The organism is Alloalcanivorax marinus, from assembly GCF_016785095.1.
GTDB lineage: Bacteria > Pseudomonadota > Gammaproteobacteria > Pseudomonadales > Alcanivoracaceae > Alloalcanivorax > Alloalcanivorax marinus_A.
In genome coordinates, this window is sequence record NZ_JAEKJB010000010.1 from 242,041 (window position 1) to 268,189 (window position 26,149).

27 protein-coding genes are annotated in these 26,149 nt (G+C 64.4%); 16 read left to right on the top strand and 11 right to left on the bottom strand.

The annotated features are described in order from the left end of the window. Window positions 1-3: 3 nt before the first annotated feature. Window positions 4-828, bottom strand: a complete 825-nt coding sequence (gene rsmI, locus JF515_RS14780; protein ID WP_203105223.1) for a 16S rRNA (cytidine(1402)-2'-O)-methyltransferase — start codon at window positions 826-828, stop codon at window positions 4-6. Between the two features lie 149 nt (window positions 829-977). Here rsmI and JF515_RS14785 point away from each other — a divergent pair, with 149 nt between their 5' ends. From JF515_RS14785 to JF515_RS14800, 4 genes are all read left to right on the top strand, one after another. Further along, window positions 978-2,816 (top strand): penicillin-binding protein activator, encoded by a 1,839-nt coding sequence (locus JF515_RS14785; protein ID WP_203105224.1) that lies wholly within the window; start codon window positions 978-980, stop codon window positions 2,814-2,816. Window positions 2,817-2,878: 62 nt separating this feature from the next. Continuing rightward, window positions 2,879-3,250 carry a YraN family protein gene (locus tag JF515_RS14790; protein ID WP_203105225.1) on the top strand — a complete coding sequence of 124 codons (372 nt, stop codon included), beginning with the start codon at window positions 2,879-2,881 and terminating at the stop codon, window positions 3,248-3,250. Then, a complete protein-coding gene (locus JF515_RS14795; RefSeq protein WP_203105226.1) occupies window positions 3,250-3,837 on the top strand; it encodes a phosphoheptose isomerase in 588 nt (195 codons plus the stop codon). The genes JF515_RS14790 and JF515_RS14795 overlap by 1 nt, the downstream gene beginning before the upstream one ends. Further along, window positions 3,837-4,406 (top strand): BON domain-containing protein, encoded by a 570-nt coding sequence (locus JF515_RS14800; protein WP_203105227.1) that lies wholly within the window; start codon window positions 3,837-3,839, stop codon window positions 4,404-4,406. The genes JF515_RS14795 and JF515_RS14800 overlap by 1 nt, the downstream gene beginning before the upstream one ends. A 7-nt stretch (window positions 4,407-4,413) precedes the next feature. Here the strand turns inward: JF515_RS14800 and JF515_RS14805 are convergent, their stop codons facing one another. Further along, entirely contained in the window at window positions 4,414-5,541 is a 1,128-nt protein-coding gene (locus JF515_RS14805; protein WP_203105228.1) for a mandelate racemase/muconate lactonizing enzyme family protein, read from the bottom strand. Further along, complete coding sequence (locus JF515_RS14810; RefSeq protein WP_203105229.1) at window positions 5,538-6,278, bottom strand: GntR family transcriptional regulator; 741 nt, start codon at window positions 6,276-6,278, stop codon at window positions 5,538-5,540. Before JF515_RS14810 ends, JF515_RS14805 begins: the two co-directional genes overlap by 4 nt. A 299-nt stretch (window positions 6,279-6,577) precedes the next feature. On the opposite strand from JF515_RS14810, the gene JF515_RS19700 reads away from it, so the two are divergent. From JF515_RS19700 to JF515_RS14835, 5 genes are all read left to right on the top strand, one after another. After that, complete coding sequence (locus tag JF515_RS19700) at window positions 6,578-8,200, top strand: GMC family oxidoreductase N-terminal domain-containing protein (protein WP_203105230.1); 1,623 nt, start codon at window positions 6,578-6,580, stop codon at window positions 8,198-8,200. After that, complete coding sequence (locus JF515_RS14820; protein ID WP_203105231.1) at window positions 8,197-9,621, top strand: aldehyde dehydrogenase family protein; 1,425 nt, start codon at window positions 8,197-8,199, stop codon at window positions 9,619-9,621. The genes JF515_RS19700 and JF515_RS14820 overlap by 4 nt, the downstream gene beginning before the upstream one ends. An 81-nt stretch (window positions 9,622-9,702) precedes the next feature. Then, a complete protein-coding gene (locus JF515_RS14825; protein ID WP_203105232.1) occupies window positions 9,703-10,758 on the top strand; it encodes a TRAP transporter substrate-binding protein in 1,056 nt (351 codons plus the stop codon). A gap of 48 nt (window positions 10,759-10,806) precedes the next feature. Continuing rightward, window positions 10,807-11,280: a TRAP transporter small permease gene (locus tag JF515_RS14830; protein WP_203105233.1), complete on the top strand. Its 474-nt coding sequence runs from the start codon at window positions 10,807-10,809 to the stop codon at window positions 11,278-11,280. After that, entirely contained in the window at window positions 11,277-12,578 is a 1,302-nt protein-coding gene (locus tag JF515_RS14835) for a TRAP transporter large permease (RefSeq protein WP_203105234.1), read from the top strand. Before JF515_RS14830 ends, JF515_RS14835 begins: the two co-directional genes overlap by 4 nt. A gap of 47 nt (window positions 12,579-12,625) precedes the next feature. Here the strand turns inward: JF515_RS14835 and JF515_RS14840 are convergent, their stop codons facing one another. The 7 genes from JF515_RS14840 to rplM form a co-directional block, all read right to left on the bottom strand. Continuing rightward, a complete protein-coding gene (locus tag JF515_RS14840) occupies window positions 12,626-13,018 on the bottom strand; it encodes a ClpXP protease specificity-enhancing factor (protein ID WP_203105235.1) in 393 nt (130 codons plus the stop codon). Window positions 13,019-13,035: 17 nt separating this feature from the next. Then, on the bottom strand, window positions 13,036-13,674 hold the full coding sequence (locus tag JF515_RS14845; protein ID WP_203105236.1) for a glutathione S-transferase N-terminal domain-containing protein: 639 nt from the start codon (window positions 13,672-13,674) through the stop codon (window positions 13,036-13,038). Between the two features lie 102 nt (window positions 13,675-13,776). Further along, window positions 13,777-14,433 (bottom strand): cytochrome c1, encoded by a 657-nt coding sequence (locus JF515_RS14850; RefSeq protein ID WP_203105237.1) that lies wholly within the window; start codon window positions 14,431-14,433, stop codon window positions 13,777-13,779. Beyond that, window positions 14,433-15,716 carry a cytochrome b gene (locus tag JF515_RS14855; protein ID WP_425305606.1) on the bottom strand — a complete coding sequence of 428 codons (1,284 nt, stop codon included), beginning with the start codon at window positions 15,714-15,716 and terminating at the stop codon, window positions 14,433-14,435. Before JF515_RS14855 ends, JF515_RS14850 begins: the two co-directional genes overlap by 1 nt. Next, window positions 15,716-16,303 carry a ubiquinol-cytochrome c reductase iron-sulfur subunit gene (gene petA, locus JF515_RS14860; protein WP_203105239.1) on the bottom strand — a complete coding sequence of 196 codons (588 nt, stop codon included), beginning with the start codon at window positions 16,301-16,303 and terminating at the stop codon, window positions 15,716-15,718. Before petA ends, JF515_RS14855 begins: the two co-directional genes overlap by 1 nt. 222 nt (window positions 16,304-16,525) lie before the next feature. Next, window positions 16,526-16,921, bottom strand: a complete 396-nt coding sequence (gene rpsI / locus JF515_RS14865) for a 30S ribosomal protein S9 (RefSeq protein ID WP_203105240.1) — start codon at window positions 16,919-16,921, stop codon at window positions 16,526-16,528. A gap of 11 nt (window positions 16,922-16,932) precedes the next feature. Next, window positions 16,933-17,361: a 50S ribosomal protein L13 gene (gene rplM, locus JF515_RS14870; RefSeq protein WP_161383397.1), complete on the bottom strand. Its 429-nt coding sequence runs from the start codon at window positions 17,359-17,361 to the stop codon at window positions 16,933-16,935. A gap of 246 nt (window positions 17,362-17,607) precedes the next feature. On the opposite strand from rplM, the gene JF515_RS14875 reads away from it, so the two are divergent. The 5 genes from JF515_RS14875 (at window position 17,608) to JF515_RS14895 (ending at window position 22,956) form a co-directional block, all read left to right on the top strand. After that, window positions 17,608-18,645 (top strand): aldo/keto reductase, encoded by a 1,038-nt coding sequence (locus JF515_RS14875; RefSeq protein ID WP_203105241.1) that lies wholly within the window; start codon window positions 17,608-17,610, stop codon window positions 18,643-18,645. A gap of 167 nt (window positions 18,646-18,812) precedes the next feature. After that, on the top strand, window positions 18,813-20,438 hold the full coding sequence (locus tag JF515_RS14880) for a phytoene desaturase family protein (protein ID WP_203105242.1): 1,626 nt from the start codon (window positions 18,813-18,815) through the stop codon (window positions 20,436-20,438). 5 nt (window positions 20,439-20,443) lie between these two features. Beyond that, on the top strand, window positions 20,444-21,175 hold the full coding sequence (locus JF515_RS14885; protein WP_203105243.1) for a GDSL-type esterase/lipase family protein: 732 nt from the start codon (window positions 20,444-20,446) through the stop codon (window positions 21,173-21,175). A gap of 435 nt (window positions 21,176-21,610) precedes the next feature. Next, complete coding sequence (locus tag JF515_RS14890; RefSeq protein WP_203105244.1) at window positions 21,611-22,504, top strand: DUF2167 domain-containing protein; 894 nt, start codon at window positions 21,611-21,613, stop codon at window positions 22,502-22,504. 134 nt (window positions 22,505-22,638) lie between these two features. Beyond that, complete coding sequence (locus tag JF515_RS14895) at window positions 22,639-22,956, top strand: hypothetical protein (protein ID WP_203105245.1); 318 nt, start codon at window positions 22,639-22,641, stop codon at window positions 22,954-22,956. Window positions 22,957-22,963: 7 nt separating this feature from the next. Here the strand turns inward: JF515_RS14895 and JF515_RS14900 are convergent, their stop codons facing one another. Continuing rightward, window positions 22,964-23,656, bottom strand: coding sequence for a GntR family transcriptional regulator (locus tag JF515_RS14900; protein WP_203105246.1), 693 nt, complete (start codon window positions 23,654-23,656; stop codon window positions 22,964-22,966). A gap of 235 nt (window positions 23,657-23,891) precedes the next feature. On the opposite strand from JF515_RS14900, the gene JF515_RS14905 reads away from it, so the two are divergent. Further along, on the top strand, window positions 23,892-25,124 hold the full coding sequence (locus JF515_RS14905; protein ID WP_203105247.1) for a branched-chain amino acid ABC transporter substrate-binding protein: 1,233 nt from the start codon (window positions 23,892-23,894) through the stop codon (window positions 25,122-25,124). A 77-nt stretch (window positions 25,125-25,201) separates the two neighbouring features. Next, the gene (locus tag JF515_RS14910) at window positions 25,202-26,143 is read left to right on the top strand and encodes a branched-chain amino acid ABC transporter permease (RefSeq protein ID WP_161383389.1); all 942 of its coding nucleotides are present in this window, start codon (window positions 25,202-25,204) and stop codon (window positions 26,141-26,143) included. The last annotated feature ends 6 nt before the right edge of the window (window positions 26,144-26,149 follow it).

Consider the following 26,149-nt stretch of genomic DNA (forward strand, 5'->3'; position numbering starts at 1 on the left):
GCCCTACAGCGTTTCCAGATAAGCGTAGAGCTCTTGGCGCTTGAGGCCGGTGTGGGCGGCCAGAACGCGGGCCGCCCGGGACAACGGCAGTTCATCCAGCAGAGCCCGGGCCAGGGCCCGGTCACGCTCGCCCAGCACCTCGCCGCGGGCCGCCGGCGACAATACCAGCACCAGCTCGCCGCGCTGCTGATCCTTGTCGCCGCGTACCCACTCCAGGATCTCCACCACCGGCGCGCGGCGCACGGTTTCGAAGCGTTTGGTCAGTTCCCGGCAAAGGGTCAGCTCGCGGTCCGCGCCGACCTTGGGGGCCAGCGCCTCCAGCAGCGACAGAACCCGGTGCGGCGCCTCGTAGATCAGGGTGGTGGCGTCGCTGCCCGCGAGCCGCTCCAGGGCCCGCTCCCGGGCCGCGCCCTTGGCGGGCAGAAAGCCTTCGAACAGAAATCGGTCGCTGGGCTGGCCGGCCACCGCCAGGGCCGCCAGCAACGCCGAGGCGCCGGGCACCGGTACCACCGGCACGCCGGCGTCCTGGCAGGCCCGTACCAGACGGAAACCCGGATCGCTCACCAGCGGCGTGCCGGCGTCGCTGATCAACGCGCCGCTGTCGCCCTCGCGCAGACGGTTCACCAGCTCCGGGGTGCGCTGGGCTTCGTTGTGATCGTGGTAACTGATCAGGCGCGTGGCCACGCCCACGTGGTCAAGCAGATTCTGGCTGTGCCGGGTGTCCTCCGCGGCGACCCAGTCCACCTCGCCGAGCACGGTCAACGCGCGCCGGGTGATGTCGTCAAGATTGCCGATCGGCGTGCTGACCACGTAGAGGGAACCGCTCATGCCCGTTGTATCCCGAAGTAGTGTTAAAGAGTTGTCCGGGAGTGAGAAGGACGCCCCGAAACAGCACCCCCGGCGTGGTGCAAGCGGTGCGAACAGGCCCTACAATAGCGGCTTCTTTCCCGCAGTAGCAAAGGGGTTGCCCCAAAGTCATGGAATTCCGACCGGCCCGCCTGGCCGCGATGGCGCTGATCGCGTTGCTCGCCGCCTGCCAAGTACCCACTCCCAAGGACACCTCGGGCCCCCACCGGGGAGCGCCGCTCCGCGAAGCCCCGGCCGAACTGGCGGATGCCAACGCCCAACTGGCGACGCTGGCGGAACCGGTGCGCACCGAGAGAGCGCTGCAATGGGCCCGTTACTATCTGGTCAACCAGCGCGCCGAGGACGCCGCCGATCTGCTCGACCGGGTGGCCGACAGCGCCCAGTCCCAGGACCAGCGTTATCGCTGGCTGTGGCTGCGCGCGCAATGCTGGCTGACGTTGCAGCAACCGGGCCAGGCCCTCGAACTGCTGGACGGTGCCCGGGGCACCATCGACGGGCTCGACGCCCAGCGCCGCGCGCGCCTGGAATTGCTGCACGCCGACGCCCTGGCCCTGGACGGCCGGCTGATGGACAGCGTGAGCGAGCGGGTGGCGGTGGATGCACTGCTCGATCAGGACGACCAGCGCTACAGTCGCAAGCTCACCTGGGAAGCGCTCATGAGCCTGCCCATGGATACCCTGGAAAAGCGTTCCGAGGAAGCGTCCGGGGATTTGCGCGGTTGGCTGGAGCTGGCATTGCTGTACCGCGACCCGCAGGCGGATATCGACAACCAGGTGCAGCGCCTGGATGCCTGGCGTAACCAATGGCCCAACCACCCGGCCGCCCACCAGCTCCCGGGGATGGTGGGCGCGATGCAGAAAGCCGCCCGCCAGCGCCCGCAACGGGTGGCCGTGCTGCTGCCGGAAAGCGGCAATCTGGCGCCGGCGGCGGACGCCATCCGTGATGGCATGATGACCGGCTATTACAGCGCCGAGCAGGCTGGCAACCCGACCCCCGACCTGCGCTTCTACGATGTCAGCAACGCCGATGTGAGCGCCGTGTTCCAGCGCGCCGTGGCCGATGGCGCCCAGCTCGTGGTGGGCCCGCTGGCCAAGGAGCAGGTCGCCGAGCTGGCCGCCCGGGGCGCGCCGCCGGTCACCGTGCTGGCATTGAACTATCTGGACCAGGGCAGCCGTAACGCGCCGCTGTTCCAGTTCGGTCTGGCGCCGGAGGACGAGGCCCGCCAGGTGGCGCGCCAGGCGTGGCGCGAGGGCCACCGGCGGGTGGGCGTGCTGTTTCCGGAAAGCGATTGGGGTCGCCGTATCAGTGGCGCCTTCATGGACGCCTGGCGGGAACGTGGTGGCGAAGTCAGCCTGGAAAGCGCCTTCGGCGATGACAACATGGGCGAAACGGTGAAGAACCTGATGGCGGCGGCCCGAGACCTGCAAGGCGGACCGCGCACCGATCGCTATGGCCGCAAGACCGAGTACCAGCCACGCCTTGGCGAGGACATGAGCTTCCTGTTCCTGGTGGCCAGCCCCAACCAGGGCCGCCAGATCAAGCCGCTGCTGAATTTCCACTACGGGCGCCGGCTACCGGTCTACACCACGTCCTACATTTATGACGGGACGCCGTCGCCGCGCCGCGACCAGGACCTGAACGGCGTGCGCTTCGTGGACATGCCCTGGATTCTCTACCAGGATACCCGCCTGCACCGGCTGGCGGACGAAACCTGGCCGGACGGCCACGGCCGCTATAACCGTTTGTTCGCCATGGGCGTGGACGCCTACCGCCTGCAGGCACGGCTGTCCATGCTGCGCAGCCTGAGCGGCGGCGAGCTGCCCGGGGTCACCGGCAACCTGCACCTGGAAGGCGCGCGCCTGGTACGCGACTCCAACTGGGCGGTGTTCCGCCATGGCGAGCCGGAACCGCTGCCGAGCATCAGCGGCCGCCCGGTCGGGCAGGACTAGCATCGCCGGCGGCACCCGGGACCGGTGCCGCCATCACCACGACAACGAGGAAGGGATGCCTCATGCATTGGCGTAAACAACGCGGCCACCGGGCCGAGCAATGGGCGCTGCGCTGGCTGCGCGGCCAGGGACTGACGCCGGTGGCGGCCAACTACCAGTGCCGCCTGGGGGAAGTGGATCTGATCATGGAGCACGGCGAGACGCTGGTGTTCGTGGAGGTACGCTGGCGGGCCGGGGGCAGCCATGGTGGCGCCCTGGCCTCGGTGGATAGCCGCAAGCAGCGCCGTCTGATCCTGGCGGCCCGTCATTACCTGGGCCACCATCCCCACCAGGCGCGCCGGCCCTGCCGCTTCGATGTGTTGGGCCTGGAACCGGATGATGGCGGCATGGTCCGCTATCATTGGGTACAGAACGCATTTTATGGAGATCGATAATGAGTGTGGACCGCATCAGACAGTTGTTCGCCGAAAGTCTGGAGACCAAGGCCAAGGCCGGCGAGGTACTGCCCGAGGTGATCGCCGCCGCCGGCCAGGTGATGGTTGAGTGTCTGCTCAATGGCGGCAAGATTCTCACCTGCGGCAACGGCGGTTCCGCCGGCGATGCCCAGCATTTTTCCTCCGAGCTGCTCAACCGCTTCGAGATGGAACGCCCGGCCCTGCCCGCCGTGGCGCTGACCACGGATTCCTCCACGCTCACCTCGATCGCCAACGATTACAGCTACAACGAAATCTTCTCCAAGCAGGTGCGCGCCCTGGGTAACACCGGTGACGTACTGTTGGCGATCTCCACCAGCGGCAATTCCGCCAACGTGATCCAGGCGATCCAGGCCGCCCATGACCGAGAAATGAAGGTCGTGGCCATGACCGGCAAGGAGGGGGGCGAGATGGTGAACCTTTACGGCCCCGGCGATATCGAAATCCGGGTACCCGCCAGCTCCACCGCCCGCATTCAGGAGGTGCACCTGCTGGTGATTCACGCCCTGTGCGATTTTATCGACCAACAGTTGTTCGGAGGACCCTGATGCGTGCTCTCGGGTTAATGGCCCTGCTCGCCACCCTGATGCTGTCCGGCTGCGCGAGCCTGACCAAGAACATGTCCCAGGAGCCAGTGGACCGCGACCACGGCTCGCGTACCTTCGGCGCCTTCGTCGAGGACGGCAACATCGAGCGCAAGATCAAGATCAACCTGGCACGCGCCAGCGCCGAACTGGACGAGAGCCATATCGTGGTGGTCAGCTTCAATGGCAATGTGCTGCTGGCCGGGGAAGTGGCCAGCGACGCGCTGCGCGCCCAGGCCGGCAACATCGCCGACCGGGTCCGCCATGTACGCCACGTGCACAATGAGCTGAAGGTGTCCGGCAAGACCTCCACCCTGGCGCGCACCAACGACTCCTGGCTCACCACCAAGGTAAAAAGCCGGCTGCTGGTGAACAGCGACGCCCCGGGCATGCGCACCAAGGTGGTGACGGTGAATGGCGTGGTTTATCTGCTCGGGCTGCTCAGCCACGATGAGGCCAACGCGGTGGTGGAGCAGGTCAAACAGGTGGGCGGCGTACAGAAGATCGTCAAGATCATCGAATACATCGACTGATCGCGGCTCACAACACCCGGTAACGTTCCAGCTCCGCCAAACCATCCACCGGGCCGATGCCCGGCGCGTCGCCAAGATCGGCGACGCCGTTGTCGACCCGGTTCAGGGTCGGGGTCAAGGCGCTGCGCAACGGGTTGGGATTGGCGTCCACCTCCAGGGCGCCCTCGCCGCCCACCGCCGCCAGCAGATGGCCGGAGGCCAGCAGGCCGATGCCACCGCCCAGGTAATGGGGAAAATAACGCAAGCCGGCATCATTGATCGCCTTGCCCAGCGGCAAGCCCTGGCTGATGCCGCCCCACTTCGCGGCATCGGGCTGAATGATCGACAGCGCGCCGCTGTCGATGCCCTCGCGAAACCGTTCTTCGCCCATCAGATTCTCACCGGCCGCCACCGGAATCTCCGTCATCGCCGCCAGGGTTCGCCACTCCGACCAGGGCGAGGTGCACAGCAGCGGCTCCTCGATCCACTTCAAGCCCCGATTCTCCAGCCCCGGCAGTTGCTCCCGGGCCTGTTGCAGGCTCCACCCCTGGTTGACGTCCACCATCAGGTCCGCGTCGGCACCCAGGGTATCGCGCAACGCGGCCAGATTGGCCCGGTCGCGCTCGGCCCCGAAACCGATTTTCAGCTTGAAGCGGGTATAGCCGGCGGTCGCCACCCGCGCCGCCAAACGCTCCGGCTCGGTGGGGTTCAAACCACTGGCGTACACGGCGATGCGACCGGAGGCGCCGCCCAGATAGCGCCACAGGGGCTCGCCCCGACGGCGGGCGCACAGATCCCACAACGCCAGATCGATACCCGCCAGGCACTGGGCGAACGGCCCGGGTTCCGCGGATTGCAGCGCCAGGACCCGGGTGGCGGCGCCCAGGGCGGCGAAGGCCCGCGCCGGCGAAGCGTATTCCGTGCCGGCCATCAGCGGCTGGAACACACTGCTCACCAGCCGCGCCCGGTGCTCAGCGCCGACCATCGGAAAGTTGCACCAGATCTCGCCCCAACCCCGGTGGCCATCCTGATCGGTCACCCTGACCACCACCATGGGCCGGTCCATCATGGTCCCAAAGGAGGTTTGCACCGGCGTTTCCAGGGGACAACGGTAGACAAAGGCCTCGATATCGCGGATGGCGACCGGTTGGTTCATGCTTTCAGATCCATTTCCAAGTGTATGTAATCGCCGCGGTACACCGCCTCGGCGACGTAGATAATGGTGTTGTCAGGGTCCACCAACACCCGCCGCACATTGGCGATCGGATCGCCCAGCGGCATGTCCAGCAAGCGCGACACTTCCAGATCCGCCTTGGAGATGGTGATGCTCTGCTTGGCCTGGGCCACGGTAAGGTCCAGGGACATCAGTACCGGCAGGATGATCTCATCACGAAAACGCTGCTCCGCCTTTTCGAATACGCCCTGCTCCAGGTAGATGGAAATCACGCAGTATTTGACGCCCTTGCGGGCGTGCACCCGACGCAAATGGTGGTAGGCCGCCGCCGGCACGCCATCGCTCTCGGTCAGGCTCGGCGGCGTGCTGGAATCGGAAATATTGGTGACCACTGGCTCATCGCCCCGGTAGGCCTCCACCAAGGCATCCAGGGTGGTTTCCACCTTCACCGGATGCCGCTCGCCGGCGCTCTTGAGAACCAGGGTGCCGACTCCACGCTGCACCTTGAGCAGGCCGGAGCGGGCCAGCAACTGCAGCGCCTGGCGCACCGTGATGCGGGACACCGAGAATTCCTTCATCAGCGTCTCGATGGGCGGCAGCATGCTGCCTTCCTGCCACACTCCCCGGTCGATCCGATAGCGGATGATGTCCGCCAGTTGCACATAGAGCGGTATCGGACTGGCGTCGAACACCCCTTTTTCATCGTTTTGATCAGCCATCAAATCCTTTCCCGGTAACCGCCTCGGGGCGGATGCGTGAACGCCGGACCCGTACCGGCAACCCGCCACCGGGTGCCCGTCGAGGCCCGTTCCCGCCACTGCCTGAACGGGGCAACGGCGCCCTTATGGTAATGATCCTCACCGCTTTTTGAATGCCGTCACCGCGCGATGCCGGGGGCACGTGTTCGCCGGGAAACGCTTGACAGGGACCCTAGCATGTGGAAACGTCCGCATCAACTGATGTCATAACATTATGACTTCATGACTTTAGATCAAACAATAACACCGAGGAGTAAACGGTGTCCGACAACCAATACGACTACATCGTGGTAGGCGCCGGTTCGGCCGGGTGCATCGTCGCCAACCGGCTTTCCGCCGACGGCCGTAACCGGGTTCTGCTGCTGGAGGCCGGCGGCTGGGACCGTAACTTCTGGCTGCATTTCCCAGTGGGTTACTACCGCTCCATCTACGACACCCGGGTGGCCCGCCTTTTCGACACCCGGCCTTCCGAGGGCAGCGGCGGACGCAACATCGTCTGGCCCCGAGGCAAGGTGATCGGGGGCTCCAGTTCCATCAACGGCCTGATCTTCATTCGCGGCCAACGCGAGGATTACGATGGCTGGGCGGAACAAGGCGCCACCGGCTGGTCCTATGACGAGGTACTGCCCTACTTCCGCAAACTGGAGTGCTACACCGGCCAGGGTGACGCCTCGCGCGGCGCCGACGGGGAAATGCAGGTCTCCGACATGCGCACCGACAACCCGGCCTGCCGCGCCTGGCTGCAGGCCGCCGAGGCCTGGGGCCTGCCCTACAACCCGGACATGAACAGCAGTGACACCCGTGGCGTGGGCCCCTATCAACTCAGCCTCAAGGGCCGTTGGCGCTGCAGTTCCGCCAAAGCCTTCCTGACCCCGGTGAAGGACCGCGCCAACCTGACCATCGTCACCGAAGCACCGGCCAACCGGGTGCTCTTCGAGGGCAAGCGCGCGGTGGGGGTGGAATGGCGTCAGGGCGGTACAAACCATCAGGCCCGGGCGGCCCGGGAAGTCATCCTGTGCGCCGGTGCCCTGCAGACTCCTCAGTTGCTGCAGCTTTCCGGCGTGGGTCCCGGCGAGTTGCTGCGCGAGCATGGCATCGAGCCGGTCCATGAGTCTCCGGAGGTGGGCGCCAACCTGCAGGATCACTATCAGGTGCGCATCATCTACCGGCTGAAGAAAAAACTGTCGCTCAACAGCGACATTCGCAACCCCTTCAAACTGGCGAGCATGGGCCTGGAATGGCTGCTGCGCGCCTCCGGCACCCTTACCGTGGGCGCCGGCCAGGTCGGCGGCAGTGCCCGCACCCGCCATGCCGAGAGCGACCGCCCGGACGTGCAGTTCAATGTCATGCCCCTCTCCGTGGACAAACCCGGCACGCCTCTGCACGACTATCCCGGCTTCACCGCCTCGGTGTGGCAATGCCATCCCCGCTCTCGAGGCACGGTGCGCATCGCTTCCACCGATCCGGCGGCGGCGCCGGACATCGCCCCCAATTATTTCGCCGACCCGTTCGACCGCAAGGTCATCGTGGAAGGCGTGAAGATCCTTCGCGAGATCGCCGCTCAAGCGCCGTTCCGGGACCTCTGGGATCTGGAAATGGAACCCGGTGCCGGCGTGGTGAACGACGACGATCTGTGGGACGCGGTACGCCACAAAGGCGGCACCGTCTTCCATTGCGTTGGCACCTGTCGCATGGGCAGCGACGACCGGGCCGTGGTGGACCCGCAATTGCGGGTGCGCGGCGTACAGGGCCTGCGCGTGGTCGACGCCTCGGTAATGCCCGTGGTGACCTCCGCCAACACCAACGCGCCCTCGCTGATGATCGGTGAAAAAGGCGCGGCTCTGATCCTCGATAACCCTCCTCTTCGGGAGCACGCACAATGAAATTCGATTACCGCAATCACAACGGTGGCGGCAACGTCTTCGAAACCCGCAATCCGGCGCGGCCCGACGAAATCGTCGGGGCCTACGCCGAGGTCGGCGACAGCGCCGGCGTGGAGGCGGTGCTGGCCGCCGCCGCTCAGGCCCAGGCGCAATGGTCGGAGGTGCCACCGGTGGCGCGCGGCGACCGGCTCACCGCTTTTCTGGACGACGTGATCGCCAACGTGGAACGCATCGCCGAAGCGATCACCCTGGAACAGGGCAAGCCCCTGGCCGAAGCCCGCAACGAAACCCTGAAGGGCTGCGCGGAAGGCAAGTTCATGGCCGGCGAGGCCGCTCGCCAGCAACTGCAGACCAGCGCCGCCGCCCGGCCCCGGGTGCGCAACCTGATCCTGCGCCGCCCCCGTGGCACCCTGCTGGCGATCTGCCCCTGGAACTTCCCGGCGATGACGCCGCTGCGCAAGCTGTGCCCGGCGATCGCCTTCGGCAATGCCCTGGTAATCAAGCCGTCCCAGTTCACGCCGGCGACGGCGTTCATTCTGGCGGAGATCGCCGAACGCCATTTCCCCGCCGGCCTGGTGCAGGTCATGCCCTGCGGCGGCGCCTTCGCCAGCGAACTCACCGCTGCCGGCCACTTCGACGGCGTCAGCTTCACCGGCTCCGTGGCGGTGGGCCGCAAGGTCGGCCAGGCCGCCGCCACCGGCCTGGTGCCCGCCCAGTTGGAGCTGGGTGGCAAGAACGGCGTGATCATCAACGACAGCGCCGACCTGGATAGCTGCCTGGACCAGGTGTTCGGCGCCGCCTTCCAGACCGGCGGCCAGCGCTGCACCAGCCTGAGCCGGGTGATCGTGCATCACGATCTTCATGGCGCGGTGGTCGAAGGGCTGGCGGCACGAGCCCGTGCCCTGACCCTGGGCGACGGCCTGGCACCGACCACCACTCTGGGACCGCTGTGCAACGCGGCCCACTTCGACAGCGTGCGCGCCGCCACCGCCCGGGCCGTCGACGAAGGCGCCACCCTGGTCACCGGCGGCGAGAGCGCCACCGTGGCCGGCTGCGAGGGCGGCTATTTCTATCAGCCCACGCTGTTGGATAACGCCGGCGCATCCACCACCGCCAGCCGCGAAGAGATCTTCGGGCCCGTGCTGTCCGTGCTGGCCTATGACAGCGCCGACCAGGCGCTGTCGATACTGAACGACACCGAATACGGGTTAACATCGAGCCTGTTCTCCGACTCCCACGCCCTGATCCAGCGCTTTCTGGACGAAAGCCGCAACGGGATGCTGCATGTGAACAATGGCACGGTGCCCGACGTGAACATGCCGTTCGGCGGCATGAAGCACTCCGGTCTGGGCGCCTACTCGGTGGGCGCGTCCGCATCGGCGTTCTACACCATCGAGCAAGCCGCCTATCTGGCCTGGTGACGCTCGCCCCAACGCGAGGAAAAAGCGCGCTCGTCGGCGATGACGATCGCGCTTCACAGCCATAACAACAGGGTCATAATCATGAAAAGAATCGCCAAACTGACGGTGCTGGCCGTCCTGATCATCGCCACCGGAGCGCGCGCGGCCACGCCCAACCCCTTCGACTGGCAGTCGGTGCCCAAGAAGGACGACCAGATTACCATGCGCCTGGCCCACTCCCTGAACATGGAGTGGAGTTCCCAGACCGTGGCGTTGAAGCGCTTCGCCGAGCTGGTCGCCATCTACACCGACAACCGCATCCGCCCGGTGATCTTCCCCGGATCGCAACTGGGCAGTGAAAAGGAAATGCTGCAGCAGGCCCGCCAAGGCGTGATCCAGGTCACCATCCCGGCCACCAACAACATGGCCCAGGTCGCGCCCAGCCTGAACGTTCTGCTGTTGCCCTACCTGACGCAAAGCACCGAAGAGTCCAATTACCTGCTCGATCACATCACGCCGATCCTGCAACCCCGCGTCATCGAGGAGGCCGGAGTGCGCATCATCGGCTGGGAAAATACCGGCTGGCGGCATTTCTTTTACAACGCGCCCGAGCCGATTCAAAAGCCCGCGGATCTGGCGCCGCTGAAAATGCGCGTGCCGCCCAACGCCATCATGCTCGGCACCTACAAATCCTGGGATGCCTCGCCGGCGCCGATTGCCTGGAACGAGCTCTACAGTGCCTTGCAGCAAGGCGTGGTGGAAGGCGGCGACAGCCCGGTGAGCGACATCATCGGCATGAAATTCGACGAAGTGATCGGCCGCATCAGCCGCCTGCACTACACCATTCTCACCCACCCCATCGTGGTCTCCGAGCGCTGGTTCCAGGATCTGGATCCGGACCTGCGCGAGGCGGTGCTGCGCGCCGGCCGGGAAACCACCGAATACGTGCGCTGGTGGCAGCCGCTGGATGAGGCCCGTTGGTGGAAACAGGCCGAGGAAGCCGGCGTGCGGATCAGCGACATCGAGGATGAGACCCCGTGGCTCAAGGAAGCCCGCGCTGCCTGGCCGAACTATTACCCATTGATCGGCAAGGACGGCGAGGCCCTCACCGAGAAGGCCATGAGCATCCTCGAAGACTACAAAGCGACTCAACAATAAAACAAGCGCTGCCCGGCGGGCCTGCGGACCCGCCGGCGGGAGACTTTTATGTATCGCATACTCAGAAAAACACAACTGACGCTCTGTCACCTGCTGTTGTCCGGCATGGTGCTGGCGTTGTTGCTTCAAATCGTCGGCCGCAGCTTCAACGCCGGCATGGAGTGGACCGAGGAAATGTCGCGGTTCGCCTTCATCTCCTTCGTGTTCATCAGTGGCAGCTATTCCTCGCTGATGAAGGCGGACCTGCGAATCGGCGTGTTCGCGGACTGGCTGGGCCGGCGCGTCGGCCGGCGGGTGGTGGAAGGGGTGGTGACCGCCCTGCTGTTGCTGTTCGATCTGCTGATGGTGGTGTACTGCGTGCGCAACGTCATCGACGGCATCAAATACCCCAGCGTATCGCCGGTACTCGGCTTCAATACCAATTACCTGTTCGTGGTGCTGGTGCTTGCCTTCATCCTTTCGGCACTGGGGCGGCTGTTCGCTCATAACGGCGACGGGCACGGTACGGAGGGCCTGGCATGACCGACGTACAACTGGCTCTGATCATCCTGCTTCCGGTTCTGCTGCTGCTCGGGGTGCCGATCTACGCGGCTCTGGGCCTGACCGGGTTCGCCGCCACCTGGTTGCTGGGCGCGGACCTGGTGTTCGCCGCGCAAAGCATCTTCAACGGCGTCGACAATTTCGCCCTGCTGGCGATTCCCGCCTTCATCCTGGCCGGCAACATCATGGAAAAAGGCGGCCTGACGCACGACATCATCCGCATTTTCCGGCGTATGTTTGGCCATGTACCCGGGAGCCTGGGGATCGTGACGATCCTTTCGTGCATGTTCTTCGCCGCCATCTCCGGTTCCGGCCCGGGCACCGTGGCGGCGATCGGTTCGATCATGATCCCGTCCATGGTTCGCTACGGCTACCCGGCGCCTTACGCGGCCTCGGTGACCGCCACCGGCGGCACCCTCGGGATTTTGATCCCACCCAGCAATCCGATGATCATCTACGCCATCATCGCCAACGTTTCCATCGCCGATGTATTCGCCGCCGGCCTGCTGCCAGGTCTGTTGATGGGTACCGTGCTGGTGGGCACCGCCTACATCATGGCCAAGCGCTCCGGTGCCGTGGTGGCCCCGGTTCACGATAGCGAGGACGAGCAGGAAAGCGTGGCGTCATTGGTCTGGCAGGCTAAATACGCCCTGTTCCTGCCAGTGCTGATCCTGGGCGGCATCTACTCCGGCCTGTTCACGCCGGTGGAGGCCTCCGTGGTGGCGGTGTTCTACGCCCTGGTGGTGGCACGCTTCGTATACCGGCGCCTGGACCGCGTGGCCTTGCATGAGGCGTTCGAACAGACCCACCGGATTTCCGGCGCCCTGATGGTCGTGGTGGCCTGTTCCGCCCTGCTCGCCAAGGTGATCACCCTGGAAACCATCCCCCAGCAGATTTCCGCGGGTTTGTCCGGGGTATCCACCGATCCGCTGGTGATTCTGCTGTGGATCAACGTCTTCCTGATCCTGGTGGGCACCTTCATGGAGACCATGTCGGCGATCATCATTCTGGCACCGATCCTGGTACCGCTGGTCACCGCCTTCGGCATCAACCCGGTGCACTTCGGGATCATTCTGGTAACCAATATCCAGATCGCCTTCCTGACGCCGCCACTGGGGGTGAACCTGTTCGTGTCCAGTCAGATATCCGGGGTACCGGTGGAACGCATCATCCGCAGCATCTGGCCATTCCTGCTGGCCTTGCTGGGCGTGCTGGCGCTGGTCACCCTGTTCCCGCAGATCAGTCTGTTCCTGCCGGATCTGCTCAAGTCCCTGCGCTGATACCCACGCTGATATAGGAACGCCGCCCCGACCGGGGCGGCGGCTTTTTACTTGACGACCTTGAGGTGACTGCCGCGGGAGGGCTTGTCGTCGCTGTCCGGCTCCGGGGGGCTCGGTGGCTCCGGTGGCGGTTCGGTGGGCTCGAAGGCCATACCCTGGCCGTTCTCGCGGGCGAACACCGCCATCACCGCCTCCACCGGCACGTAAACCGTGCGCGGCACGCCGCCGAAACGGGCGGAGAAGGTAATCGCATCATTGCCCGCTTCGAAGGCGGTCACCGCCCGAGGCGCGATGTTGAGCACGATCTGGCCATCCTGGACGAACTCCTGCGGCACCTCGGTGCCCGGGTAGTGAGCGTCCACGGCCAGGTGCGTGGTCAGACCGTTGTCGCAGATCCATTCGTGCATCGCCCGTATCAGATACGGGCGATTGGGGGTCATCTCTTCACTCATAGGGCTTACAGACGCTGGCGCAGTTCACGCTCGGCATCGGACAGGCTGGCCTGGAAGGCGTCACGGTCGAACAGGCGCTCGGCGTAATCAAGCAGCGGCTTGGCCTGCTTGGCCGGCAGATCCACGCCCATGGCCGGCAGCCGCCACAGGATCGGGCCCACCACGCAGTCCACCAGGGTGAATTCCTCGCTCATGAAGTACGGCAGCTCGCTGAAGATCGGCGCGGTGGCGATCAGGCCCTCACGCAGCTCCTTGCGGCGCTTGTTGAGGCTCGCCTCCTTCTCGGTACCGGCCAGCAGAGCATCCACGTTGTGGCACCAGTCACGCTCCACGCGGTGAATCAGCAGCCGGCTCTGAGCCCGCGCCACCGGATATACCGGCAGCAGCGGCGGATGCGGGAAGCGCTCATCCAGGTACTCCATGATCACCGTGGACTGGTACAGGGTAAGCTCCCGGTCCACCAGGGTGGGCACCTCGTTGTAGGGGTTCAGAGAAGCCAGATCCTCCGGCTTGTCCCCGTTGTCCACGTCGACGATATCCACGGTCACGCCTTTTTCCGCCAGAACGATGCGCACCCGATGGCAGTAATGATCGTTCGGGGAAGAAAAGAATGTCATCGAGGAACGTTTGGTCACCACACCCATGGTCGAGTCATCTCCACGTATATCGCTATAACACAAACAGGGTAGCCGCTCGCGCGGTTACCCTGTTGCTCGCCGGAAAGGGTTCTGAGCGGGTCAACCCGCTCAGTGAACGTCTTTCCAGTATTCCTTTTTCAGCAGGTACGCCGGTACGAACAGGATAGCCAGGAACACCAGTACGTACACGCCGATCCGTTCACGGGTGGGAGCGATGGGCTCCGCCGCGTAGGTGAGGAAGTTGGTGATATCGCCCATATTGGACTCAAACTCTTCCTCACTCAGGGTTTCCTGCATTCCGGCCATCACGTGGGGCATGCCCACGCTGGGGAATACATGGTTATTGTACCCGTAGGGACGGGACTCGTCCTCGTAGAACCCGGTCAGATAGGAGTAAATCCAGTCCGGAGAACGATGCCGGGCGGCCAGGGTCAGGTCCGGCGGCGGGTTGCCGAACCAGTCCTTGCCGTTCTCCGCGGTCATGCCGTTCTTCATCGGGTCGCCGATTTTCTCGGACGTGAAGTTCAGGTACTTCAGCGTCAGCTCGTCGGAGATACCCAGGTCCTCGCCCATGCGGCCGTAGCGCAGGTACTCCAGACTGTGACACCCCATACAGTAATTGACGAACAGCTTGGCGCCGTTTTGCAGGCTCACCTTGTCCTGCAGGTTGACCGGCGCTTTTTCCAGCTCCGCGTCATGGCCGCCGGCCGCGCTGGCGAACGCGGGCAGGCAACTGAAAAGCAATGCAACAGCCAGCTTCTTCATCAGTGACCCCCCGTTACACGTTCAGGAACCGGTTTGGACTTCTCGAATCGGTGCGCCAGCGGCAGCCCGATAAAGAAGAACAGGAAGTAGTACACGGTGCCGATCTGCGCCAGCGTCTTGGCGGTGCCGGTGGCCGGCTGGGTACCCAGATAGCCAAGCATCAGGAAGTCGGCGGCGAACACGAACAGCAGCAGCTTGCTCAGCCAGCCCTTGTAGCGAATCGACTTCACCGGATGACGGTCCAGCCAGGGCAGCAGGAACAGCACCACGATGCCACCGCCCATGGCGATCAGGCCCCAGGTCTTGGAGGACATGCCGAGCCATTCGATGGTGGTGGCCCGCAGCATGGCGTAGTAAGGCCCGTAGTACCACACCGGCGCGATGTGATCCGGGGTCTTGAGCGGGTTCGCCGCCACGAAGTTGGGCTTCTCGATCAGGTAGCCACCGCCGGTGGGGAAGAAGAAGATCACCACCGCGAAGATCATCAGGAAGATGATCACGCCGGGCAGGTCCTTGACGGTGTAGTACGGGTGGAACGGGATGCCGTCCTTCGGAATGCCGTTCTCGTCCTTGTTCTGCTTGATTTCGACGCCGTCCGGGTTGTTGGAACCCACTTCGTGCAGCGCCAGGATGTGCAGGAATACCAGAGCCACCAGCACCAGCGGAATGGCCACCACGTGCAGGGCAAAGAACTTGTTCACCGTGGCGGTGGACAGCAGGTAGTCGCCGCGTACCCAGGTGGTCAGGGCCTCGCCGATATCCTTGGCGTCATCGGGGCCGATGAACGGCAGGATGTCGAATGGAATGGCACCGGCCAGGGAGATGATCACCTGGGCGCCCCAGTAGGACATGTTGCCCCACGGCAGCACATAGCCCAGGAAGCCTTCCGCCATCAGGGCCACGTAGATCAGCATGCCGAAGATCCACACCAGCTCCCGGGGCGGCTTGTAGGAGCCGTACATCAGGCCACGGAACATGTGGATATAGACCACCGCGAAGAAGGCGGACGCGCCCACCGCGTGCATGTAGCGGATCAACCAGCCCCACTGCACGTCACGCATGATGTATTCGACGGATTCAAACCCCTGACTCGGGGAATAGAACATGGTCAGCCAGATGCCGGTGAGCAGCTGGTTGACCAGTACCACCATGGAGAGAACCCCGAAGTAGTACCAGAAATTGAAGTTCTTCGGAGCGTAGTACTCCGACATGTGTTTTTTATACGCGTTGACGACGGGGAGACGGGCATCCACCCAATCGATCAAACCGTTCACCACTCGCATCATGCCTTGGTCTCCCCTTCTTCGGAACCGACGATGATCACGGCATCACTGACGTAGGAGTGAGGCGGCACCACCAGGTTGGTCGGGGCCGGCACGCCTTCGTAAACGCGGCCCGCCAGGTCGAACTTGGAACCGTGGCAGGGGCAGAAGAAGCCGCCGTACTTGAGCTCGACGGTGGGCTCTTCTTCGAACAGAGGAGAACACCCCAGGTGGGTACAGATACCGATCAGCACCAGATATTCTTTTTTGATTGAACGCCACTCATTGGCCGCGTACGGCGGCTGCTGCTTATCCTTGGACTCAGGGTCCTTGAGCTGGTCGTTCAGTTTATCCAGATTGGCGACCATGTCGTCGGTCCGGCGCACCACCCAGACCGGCTGACCACGCCATTCGGCCACCACGCGCTGCCCCATCTCGAGTTTGCTGACGTCCACCTCCACGGGGGCACCGGCATTCTCGGCCTTAGCGCTGGGTTGCCAGGATTTGACAAAAGGAACCGCCGCGCCGATGGCACCCGCGACACCGACCGTCGAGGTCAGGCCGATCAAAAAGGTGCGGCGGCTGGTATTTACGCCGTCATTGCTCATTGAATTATTCTCCCCTTGGATCCCACGGTCGGGGGGTGATCCGAGACTCGCGGTCGGTGCTCATGCTCCGGGCGGAGCAAGGCGGCGCAAATGGTAATGAAAAAGACCACATCTGACAACCGGTTATTCCCCGGCGAGGGCTCCCTAAACCCCTGATTTATGCATAAAAAAAGCCCAGCATAGCCGGGCTTTTTCGAGGTTCGGACAGCGCCGGGCGCCGTCTTACCGCTTGGAGTACTGCGGACGCTTACGTGCTTTGTGCAGACCGATCTTCTTACGTTCCACGCTACGGGCGTCGCGGGTCACGTAGCCGGCCCGGCGCAGGGCGCCGCGCAGCTCGCCGTCGTATTCCATCAGGGCACGGGTGATACCGTGGCGGATGGCACCGGCCTGGCCGTTGTTGCCGCCGCCACTGACGGTCACATAGACGTCGAAGCGCTCGGTGGCGTCCACCAGTTCCAGAGGCTGGCGCACCACCATGCGGTTGGTCTGACGACCGAAGAACACGTCCAGCGGACGACCGTTAACGGTGATGTTGCCGCTGCCCGGGCGAAGAAATACGCGGGCGGTAGCCGTCTTGCGGCGACCGGTTCCGTAATCGGCGTTTGCAGTTGCCATCGACTGACCCCTTAGAGTTCGAGCTGCTGCGGCTGCTGAGCGGTATGCGGATGCTCGGCGCCGGCGTAGACTTTGAGTTTGCGCAACATGTCGCGACCCAGCGGGTTGCGCGGCATCATGCCCTTCACGGCTTTCTCGATCACCATCTGCGGCTTTTCGCTGATCAGGGTCTCGAAATTGGCTTCCTTCAGGCCACCCGGGTAACCGGTGTGGCGGTAGTACATCTTGTTGGAAGCTTTCTTGCCGGTCACCGCCACTTTTTCGGCGTTGATCACCACGATGTAATCGCCGGTATCGACGTGCGGGGTGTATTCCGGCTTATGCTTGCCGCGCAGACGGCTGGCGACTTCCGCGGCCAGCCGGCCCAGCGTTTTGCCGGAGGCGTCCACCACATACCAGTCGCGCTTTACGCTTTCCGGTTTCGCGCTGTAGGTCTTCATGGGAGTCTTCCCTAAAATTTGTGCCCTGAATTCAATACGTTACGGGTTCAATCAACCCTCCGGCGAGAGCCCGCCGGGCAAGAGGGTGCGAATTGTACTGAACCGCCCGACCGAAGACAAGCAGGAAAATGCCCCGATGATCGCGGTCGCGGCCGCCCCCACGAACGCGATTCCCGCCATGCCTCGCCGCTGCCCCGCGCCTGACGGTATAGTCGGTCTTTTCCATACACCGTCAGGAGGGAGAGCATGGAGTACCGTCCGCTGGGCCGCACCGATCTCAAAGTCAGCAGCATCTGCCTGGGCACCATGACCTGGGGCAACCAGAACAGCGCCGAGGAAGGCTTCGCGCAGATGGAACTGGCTCTGGACCAAGGCGTCAACTTCTTCGACACCGCCGAAATGTACGCGGTGCCGGCCAGCCCGGAAACCTCGTTTCGCACCGAGGAGATCATCGGCGAGTGGTTCGCCCGCACCGGCAACCGGGACAAGGTGGTGCTGGCCACCAAGGCCGCCGGCCCGGGCGACTACGTCAAGCATATCCGCGGCGGCCCGCGCCTCACCGCCGAAAGCCTGGCAGGCGCCGTGGAAGGCAGCCTCAAGCGCCTGCGCACCGATGTCATCGACCTCTACCAGCTGCACTGGCCGGAACGCACCACCAATTTCTTCGGTCGCCTCAACTACAAGCACCGCGAGGACGCGGAAGCGGTCTCCATCGCGGAAACCGTGGCCGGGCTCAAGAAACTGGTGGACGCCGGCAAGATCCGCCATTGGGGCCTGTCCAACGAAACCCCCTGGGGCACCATGACGTTCATCCACGAGGCTGAGAAAATCGGCCTGGAACGCCCGGTGTCGATCCAGAACCCCTACTCCCTGCTCAACCGCAGCTTCGAGGTGGGCCTGGCCGAGGTGGCGCACCGCGAGGACGTGGGTCTGCTGGCCTATTCGCCGCTGGCGTTCGGCATGCTCACCGGCAAATACCGCCACGGCCAGCAACCGGCCAACGCCCGCCTGACCCTGTTCAAGCATTTCGCCCGCTACAGCAACGAACAGGCCGCCGCCGCCACCGAAGCCTACTGCCAGCTCGCCGAGGAGCGCGGCATGAGCCCGACCCAGCTGGCCCTGCAGTTCGTCACCACCCGGCCGTTCGTGACCAGCAACATCATCGGCGCCACCAACCTGAATCAGCTTCGCGAAAACCTGGACAGCGTGAACCTGCCCTGGGACAAGGAACTGGAAAAAGAACTGGAAGCCATCCACACCCGCTTCCCGATCCCGGCGCCCTGACCCGCCAATACCGTAGGAACGACGTGTAGGAGCGACATGTAGGAGCGACTTTAGTCGCGATCGAGCTTCCATCGCGACTAAAGTTGCTCTTACCCACTCACGCCTGCCTTGACGGTCCCGCCAAACCGGAGCAATGTGCACACTGTGTACTTTCAAGGAGCGAGACCATGCCCAGCCCCCAACCCAGCCGTATACGCATCGGCCGGCGCTACCGCGCCAACCGCTTGAACGGTCCCTACGACGCCCTGGTAATCGGCTCCGGCATCGGCGGCCTGGCCAGCGCCGCCTGCCTCAGCAAGATGGGCTGGAAGGTGGCGGTGTTCGAACAGCACTACACCGCCGGTGGCTTCACCCACAGCTATGAACGCAACGGCTACGAATGGGACGTGGGGGTGCACTACATTGGCGACATGGGCCGCCCGGACACCCTGGGCCGGCGCTTGTTCGACCACATCACCGATGGCCAGCTGCAATGGGCGCCCATGGACGAATGCTACGACCGCATTTACCTGGGCGACCGGCACTACGACCTGAAGGCCGGCCCCCAGGCATTCCGCGCCGAACTGCAGCGGGCTTTCCCGGGCGAACACGACACCATCGACACCTACCTGACGCTCATCAAAAAAGCCGCCGGCGCGGTGCAGCCGCTGACGCTGGCGCGCATGCTGCCCCGGGCGGTGGCCGGCATCGCCCGCAAGGGCCTTGATCTCGGCGCCCTGGGTCGCTTCAACCGCCCCACCCGCGCGGTGCTGGAGGAACTCACCGACAACCAGGAACTGATCGCCGTGCTCACCGGCCAATGGGGCGACAACGGTCTGCCACCATCCCGGTCCAGCTTCCTGATCCATTCACTGATCGCGCGCCACTATCTGCACGGCGGCTATTACCCGGTGGGCGGCGCCGCCCAGATCGCACGCACCGTCCTGCCGGTGATCCAGGCCGCCGGCGGCGAGGTGTTCACCTACGCCGACGTCACCGACATCCTGGTGGAAAACGGCCGCGCCACCGGTGTGCGCCTGGCCGACGGTCACGAGGAACGGGCCCCCTGCGTGATCAGTGACGCCGGCGTGTTCAACACCTTCACCGAGTTGCTGCCCGAACACGCCCCGCACCATGACGACTACCGACAACAACTGGGGCAGGTGCGGCGCTCCATGGCCAGCGCCTGTCTGTATATCGGCCTCGACGACACCGCCGAGAACCTGGGCCTGCCCAAGACCAACTACTGGATCTACCCGGACAACGACTACGAAAACCAGCTCGACCGGGCCCTGGCGGACCCGGACCACCACGACATTCCGCTCACCTACATCTCTTTCCCCAGCGCCAAGGACCCGGATTTCAGCCGCCGCTATCCGGGCCGGGCCACGGTGGAAATCGTCGCCGCGGCCCCCTATGAGTGGTACCAGCGCTGGGACGGCACCACCTGGGGCCAGCGCGGCGAGGACTACGAAGCGGTCAAGGAAGCCTTCGCCCAGCGACTGTTGGAGAAGCTGTTCGAGAAGCATCCGAATCTGCGCGCGCACCTGGACTACCATGAGTTGTCCACGCCGCTCTCCACCGCCTGGTTCTGCCGCTATCCCAGCGGCGAGATCTACGGCCTGGACCATGATCCCAACCGCTTCCAGCAAGACTGGCTGCGCCCGAAGACGCGCATCCCTGGCCTCTACCTGACCGGCCAGGACGTGCTCACCTGCGGCGTGGTGGGCGCTCTGGTGGCCGGCCTGGCCACCACCCTGGCGGTCACCGGCCGCAAGGGGCTGCCGCTGGCACGACGCATGTTCGTGGGTTGAGGGAGGTGGAAGGCACGCGCTTCTGGCTGGCATTGATCGCGCTGGCGCCGCTGCTGTTGACGCAGGCGCGCCGCGCGCGCCGTGATACCCCGCGCCTGCCGGAGGCCGGCGGGCCCGATCATGGCCAGGCCGGGGACGGTCCGGCGGCCGCCCGCCTGCTGGTGGTGGGCGAGTCCACCGCCGCCGGCGTCGGCGTGCGCGAGCACCGGCAGGGCCTGGGGGCTCAACTGGCCCGGGCCCTGCACCATCGCTCCGGGCAACCGGTGGCCTGGCGAGTGAACGGCGTGAACGGCATCCGCGCCGGCGCTCTGGCCGACCGGTTGGCGGCGGCACCCGCGGCGGACGCCGATCTGGCGGTAATCAGCCTGGGGGTCAACGACACCACCGGCCTGACTCGCCCGGGGCGCTACCAGGCGGACCTTCTGGCTCTGATCAAGGTTCTGCGCCGGAATCAGCCCACCTTGCCGGTGGCGTTGCTGTCGGTGCCGCCCATGCAACACTTCACCGCCCTGCCCTCGCCCCTACGCCAGGTGCTGGGCCTGCGCGCGGCGCGGCTGGACCGGGCACAGCGCACCCTGGCGGCACGCCTGGACGGCGTCCATCACCTCGCATACCCGGTCATCGCCGACCCGGCCTGCCTGGCCGAGGACGGCTACCACCCTGCCGAAAGGGGCTATGCGTACATCGCCGACCAGGTAGCGGACACCCTGGCGACCCTGCTCACGCCGTGCCACTGACGGGGATGCGGCGGCGCACCTTCACCACCGGAGCATTCCCTCGCCGCGCCGGCGCCTCGCGACGCCGGGCATAAGCGCACTCCACGCTGGCCGAGGCGGCATGCAAGACGCCCCGCGGCACCGAATCCCGATTGTCCGGATGACTGCACCACACCCCCGGACCGTACAGCGTGCGCCGGGGCCGCGCGCCGCGATACTGGCAATCACTGCAACACGTCAACATCATCCCTGGCCTCCCTTCCTGACCACTGGGGAACCGCCCCTTCCATCGGGGCATCAGCGTAGCTTGTCAGAGCCGGATGGCCGCCGTAAAGCCACGGATGAGAGCCGCATCACGCGCTTATACTTTCCTCCCCGGCTACACTGGCAACCGGGGAAACGGGGGCCCGCATCGGGGCCCGTCCGCGAAAAAAACGACACCGAAAGGACATCACGATGAACCAATGGACGACCCTTTGGGGGGCGGCGCTGTTGCTGTCCGGCAGCGCCCTGGCCGCCGACACGCCAGCCACGGAAACGTTCGACGAAGCCCTCGCCTGGCAACAACAGGTAGAGCAGGCCTGGGACACCATGACCCCGCGCCGGGGCGAAATCCGTCTGGAGGAAGCCGGCGTGGTCCTCACCGTGCCGGACCAGTTCTACTACCTGGACAAGAAGGACGCCCGCGCCGTCCTTGAGGATTTCTGGGGCAACCCGCCGGATGACACCACCCTGGGCATGCTGTTCCCCAGCCATTACCGCCCGTTCGACGAAGACGCCTGGGGCGTGGACATCGCCTATGTGGCGGACGGCCACGTGGACGACGAGGACGCCGATCACATCGATTACGACGAACTGCTGGAAACCATGCGCGAGGACATCCGCGACGCCAATGCGCAACGCCAGGAGCTCGGCTACGAGACCCTGGAACTGGTGGGCTGGGCGGAAGCGCCCCACTACGATCCGGCCAGCCATCAGTTATATTGGGCCAAACAGCTCCACTTCGAAGGCATGGAAAGCGACACCCTCAATTACAATATCCGCAAACTCGGTCGCGAAGGTTTCCTGCAAATGAACTTCATCGCGGATATGAGCGCCCTGCCCGAAATCAATCGCAACCGGGAAACGGTGCTCGCCTTATCCCGTTTCGAGGATGGCCACCGCTACGCGGACTACAACCCGGATACCGACCATCTGGCCGCCTACGGCATCGGTGGCCTGATCGCTGGCAAGGCCCTGGCCAAGACCGGATTTCTGGCCGCCGCCCTGCTGCTGCTGAAGAAATTCTGGTTCGTACTCCTTGCCGCCCTCGCCGCCCTTGCCCGCAAGCTTTTCCGCAAGTCCTCCTGAACCACCGCCCCGGCCCGCCCCAGGGCGGGCCGGACTGTCCTTATGTCCAGGTGATCCGTTTCACATAAGGTGATAATTTCCCAGCCCATACCAATAACAAAAAGACCACAAAGGAACCCAAACAGGGGGTTGGCATGGATTCGCTTACCGTCACGCTCCACTCCGACGAAGAGCCCGACGTCAGTTTCACCTGCGATGCCATTCGCATCGAGGGCACCGTATGCCTGGTCCCCGAATGGACCTACTCACCGGACGGCTTCGACCGCTCACCGGTACGGCTGATTCGCTTGCTGGACATGCCCCTGGAACGGGCCCAGGGCCTGGGCGGCGGCTACATACTGAAAACACCGCTGCCGCGCAGCGTCCTGGCCGGGCAGATTCCCGCCGCCCTGGACGGCAAGGTCGAGGCGGTCTACATCCCGCTCAAGGTGCGCGCGCCGGAACGGGAGTGAGGGCAGCCTAACGCCCACCGCTATTGAAAAACGCCGCGTCCGGCAGATTCTGGATCGCCAGGCGGGAGCTACGGATATGCAGGCGTGTACAGCGTTCCGCGCGCTTTGGATCCCCGGCCAGAATCGCCTCGCCCATGACCTGGTACTCACGGAAGCGGCGCGGCGGGTTGGTGAACTGGTCGTAGGACTGAAACTGCAGGCGCAGCAATTGCACCATGGTCGCCGGTAGCATACGCGGCAATTCCTGGTTGCCTCCGATGTCGATCATTACCCCGTAAAAGCGGTCCCGCTGCTCCAGGTAGGCGAAACTCAACCCGCGCCGGCGGTGATCGAGCAGTTCGTCGAAAACCTCCGCGAAGCGCCCCCGGTGATCGGCCTGGTCGATGCGCTGCGCCGCCAATCGCGCCGCCAGCCCCAGCAACACTTCGATGTTCTGCAGAAGATCCCGCACCTCTTCCCGCCCCAACGAACGGATGTAGGCCCCCTTGTGCCGGGTCAGCGTGATGATCCGCTCGGCCGCCAGCCGCTTCAGAGCTTCCCGTACCGGCCCCCGGCTCACCCCCAACTCGCGGGTCAGATCCGCCTCCACCAGACGCTGCCCCGGCACATAACGGCCGCTGCCAATACCTTTGCAAATCGCCTCGATCACGGCATCCGGTGAGCTCAGCGGCGGCGAGGCGGTGTCTTCGGCTCTGCGCATGGAGAAACGATCCTTGGTCATTTTTTTGTATAGGCCGGGAGAAGGCCGGAACAGGCTGGCAGCGCATTCTAATGAGTCCACGGCCGGCACGCATCCGCGACCTGTTCTGCAATATTGTCCTACGATATTGACCCACAATAATCGGTGGGCTAGTTTCAGACAAACGCGATACCTCACCACCCGCCGTGCCACCGGGCCCGGCGTATAAACACAACAACCATTGAGGAGGCATACCATGCCACGTTGGATCACCACGGCCACCGCCGTAGCCGCCCTGGGCGTCATCTCTCCAGCGGTTCAGGCCGAACCTCTGAAAATCGCCATTATCGAATCCCTGTCCGGCCCGCAAACCTCCACTGGCCGCCTGATCGCCACCGCCGCCGAGTACGTCATCGACCAGACCAACACCGCCGGCGGATTCAATGGCGAAGCCATCCAGGTCAAGGAATACGACAACGCCGGCGATACCTCCGGCGCCGCCACCAAATTCCGCGAAGCGGCGGCCGACGGCGCCCACGTCATCATTCAGGGCGCGTCCTCCGCGATTGGCGGCCAGGTCACCGAGGACGTGCGCAAGCACAATATCCGCAACCCGGATCACCCCATCATCTATATCAACGTGGGCGCCGAAGCCATGGAACTGCGCGGCAAGAAGTGCCATTTCCATGCCTTCCACTTCACCACCACCGCGCCCTACCGCACCGTCCCGCTGATGCAGGTCATGTCCGAACAGGGTCATCTGGGCAAGCGTGTCTATTCCATCAATCAGAACTACTCCTGGGGCCGCGACATGGAGACCGCCATCGTCGACAACGCGGACCGGTTCGGCTATCAGGTGGTGGACAAGGTCCTCCATGAAGTGAACCGGATTCAGGATTTCTCCCCGTTCGTGGCCCGTATCAAATCGGAAAACCCGGACTCGGTGATCACCGGCAACTGGTCCAATGACCTGCTACTACTCATGAAGGCAGTGGGCGACGCCAACCTGGATGTCACCTTTGGCACTATTTTCATGGACCAGCCCGGCAACGTGGCCAACGCCGGCAATGTGGCCAAGGGGCATTACGTGGCGCACAGCAGCAACATCGAGCTGCTCGACGAGGCCGGCACCGAGGCCTACAAAAAAGCCACCGGCCACTATCCGGTATTCATAGAACCGACCACCCTGAACGGCGTCGGCCTGTTCGCCGAAGCCCTGAAGAAAGTGGATTTCGAAGGCGGCGACATCAATGTCGATGAGATCGCCCTGGCCATGGAGAACACCACCTTCGACAACGGCCTGGGTGGCATGCATGTCCGCAAGGCCGACCACCAGGCGGTGATCCCCATCGTCGTGTCCCAGGTGGCCAGCGACGTCAAGTACCCGGTGGACGGCACGGAACTGGGCTTCAAACCGGTGAAAACCGTGGCCGGCGCGGACGCCATCTACCCTGCCCAGGACAGCTGCCGCATGCGGCGCCCCGAATAAACGATTCCATATCGATGCCGCGGTCGGGGCCCGCCAAGGACCGGCCGCCATACTGATAACAACATCGGGAGAGACGCATGGAGTTCCTGATCGTCTCCACGCTGAACGGCGTTATCTACGGCATGCTCCTGTTCATGGTGTCCGCCGGGTTAACGCTGATTTTTGGCATGATGGGCGTACTCAACTTCGCCCACGCTTCGTTCTATATGCTGGGCGCCTACTTCGCCTACACCCTTTCCGGCCTGTTCAATTTCTGGGTGGGGCTGATCGTCGCTCCGCTGCTCGTGGCGATTATCGGCATGTTGATCGAGCGTTACATGCTGCGCCGGGTGCATGCCCATGGCCACGCCCACGAACTGCTGCTGACCTTTGGCCTGGTATTCATCTTCGAGGAGTTGATCAAGCTGTTCTACGGCGACTTCCCGGTGAGCTATCAGCGCCCGGATTATCTCAACTTCGCCATCTTCAATCTGTTCGGCACCGACTATCCGTTCTACCGGGTGTTTATCGGCCTGGTGGCGCTGTTGATGTTCATCGTGCTGTTCGTACTGCTCACCCGCACCCGCGTGGGCATGGTGGTGCGGGCCGCCGAGCGCCTGCCGGATACCGCGCGGGCACTGGGGCATAACGTTCCCATGGTGTTCCTCGGCGTGTTCGGCGCCGGCGCGGGGCTCGCCGGCCTGTCCGGCGCGGTGGCCGGCGCGTTCTTTCCCACCAACCCGAACATGGCACTGGAACTGGGCGTGATCGTCTTCGTGGTGGTGGTGGTGGGCGGTCTCGGCTCCCTGGCCGGTTCGCTGATCGCCTCGCTGTTGATCGGCGTGTTCAGTTCCTTCGCCGTGGGCCTGGACTGGTCCCTGGCATCGCTGTTCGGCTTGATCGGCCTGGGGGACTGGGCCAATAGTCTGGGAGGGCTGGTGACCATGCCGCTGTCCTCCATTTCCGCCACCGTTCCTTTTCTGTTGATGCTCATCGTCCTGCTGGTGCGTCCGGCCGGCCTGATGGGCTCGAAGAATTGAGGAGGC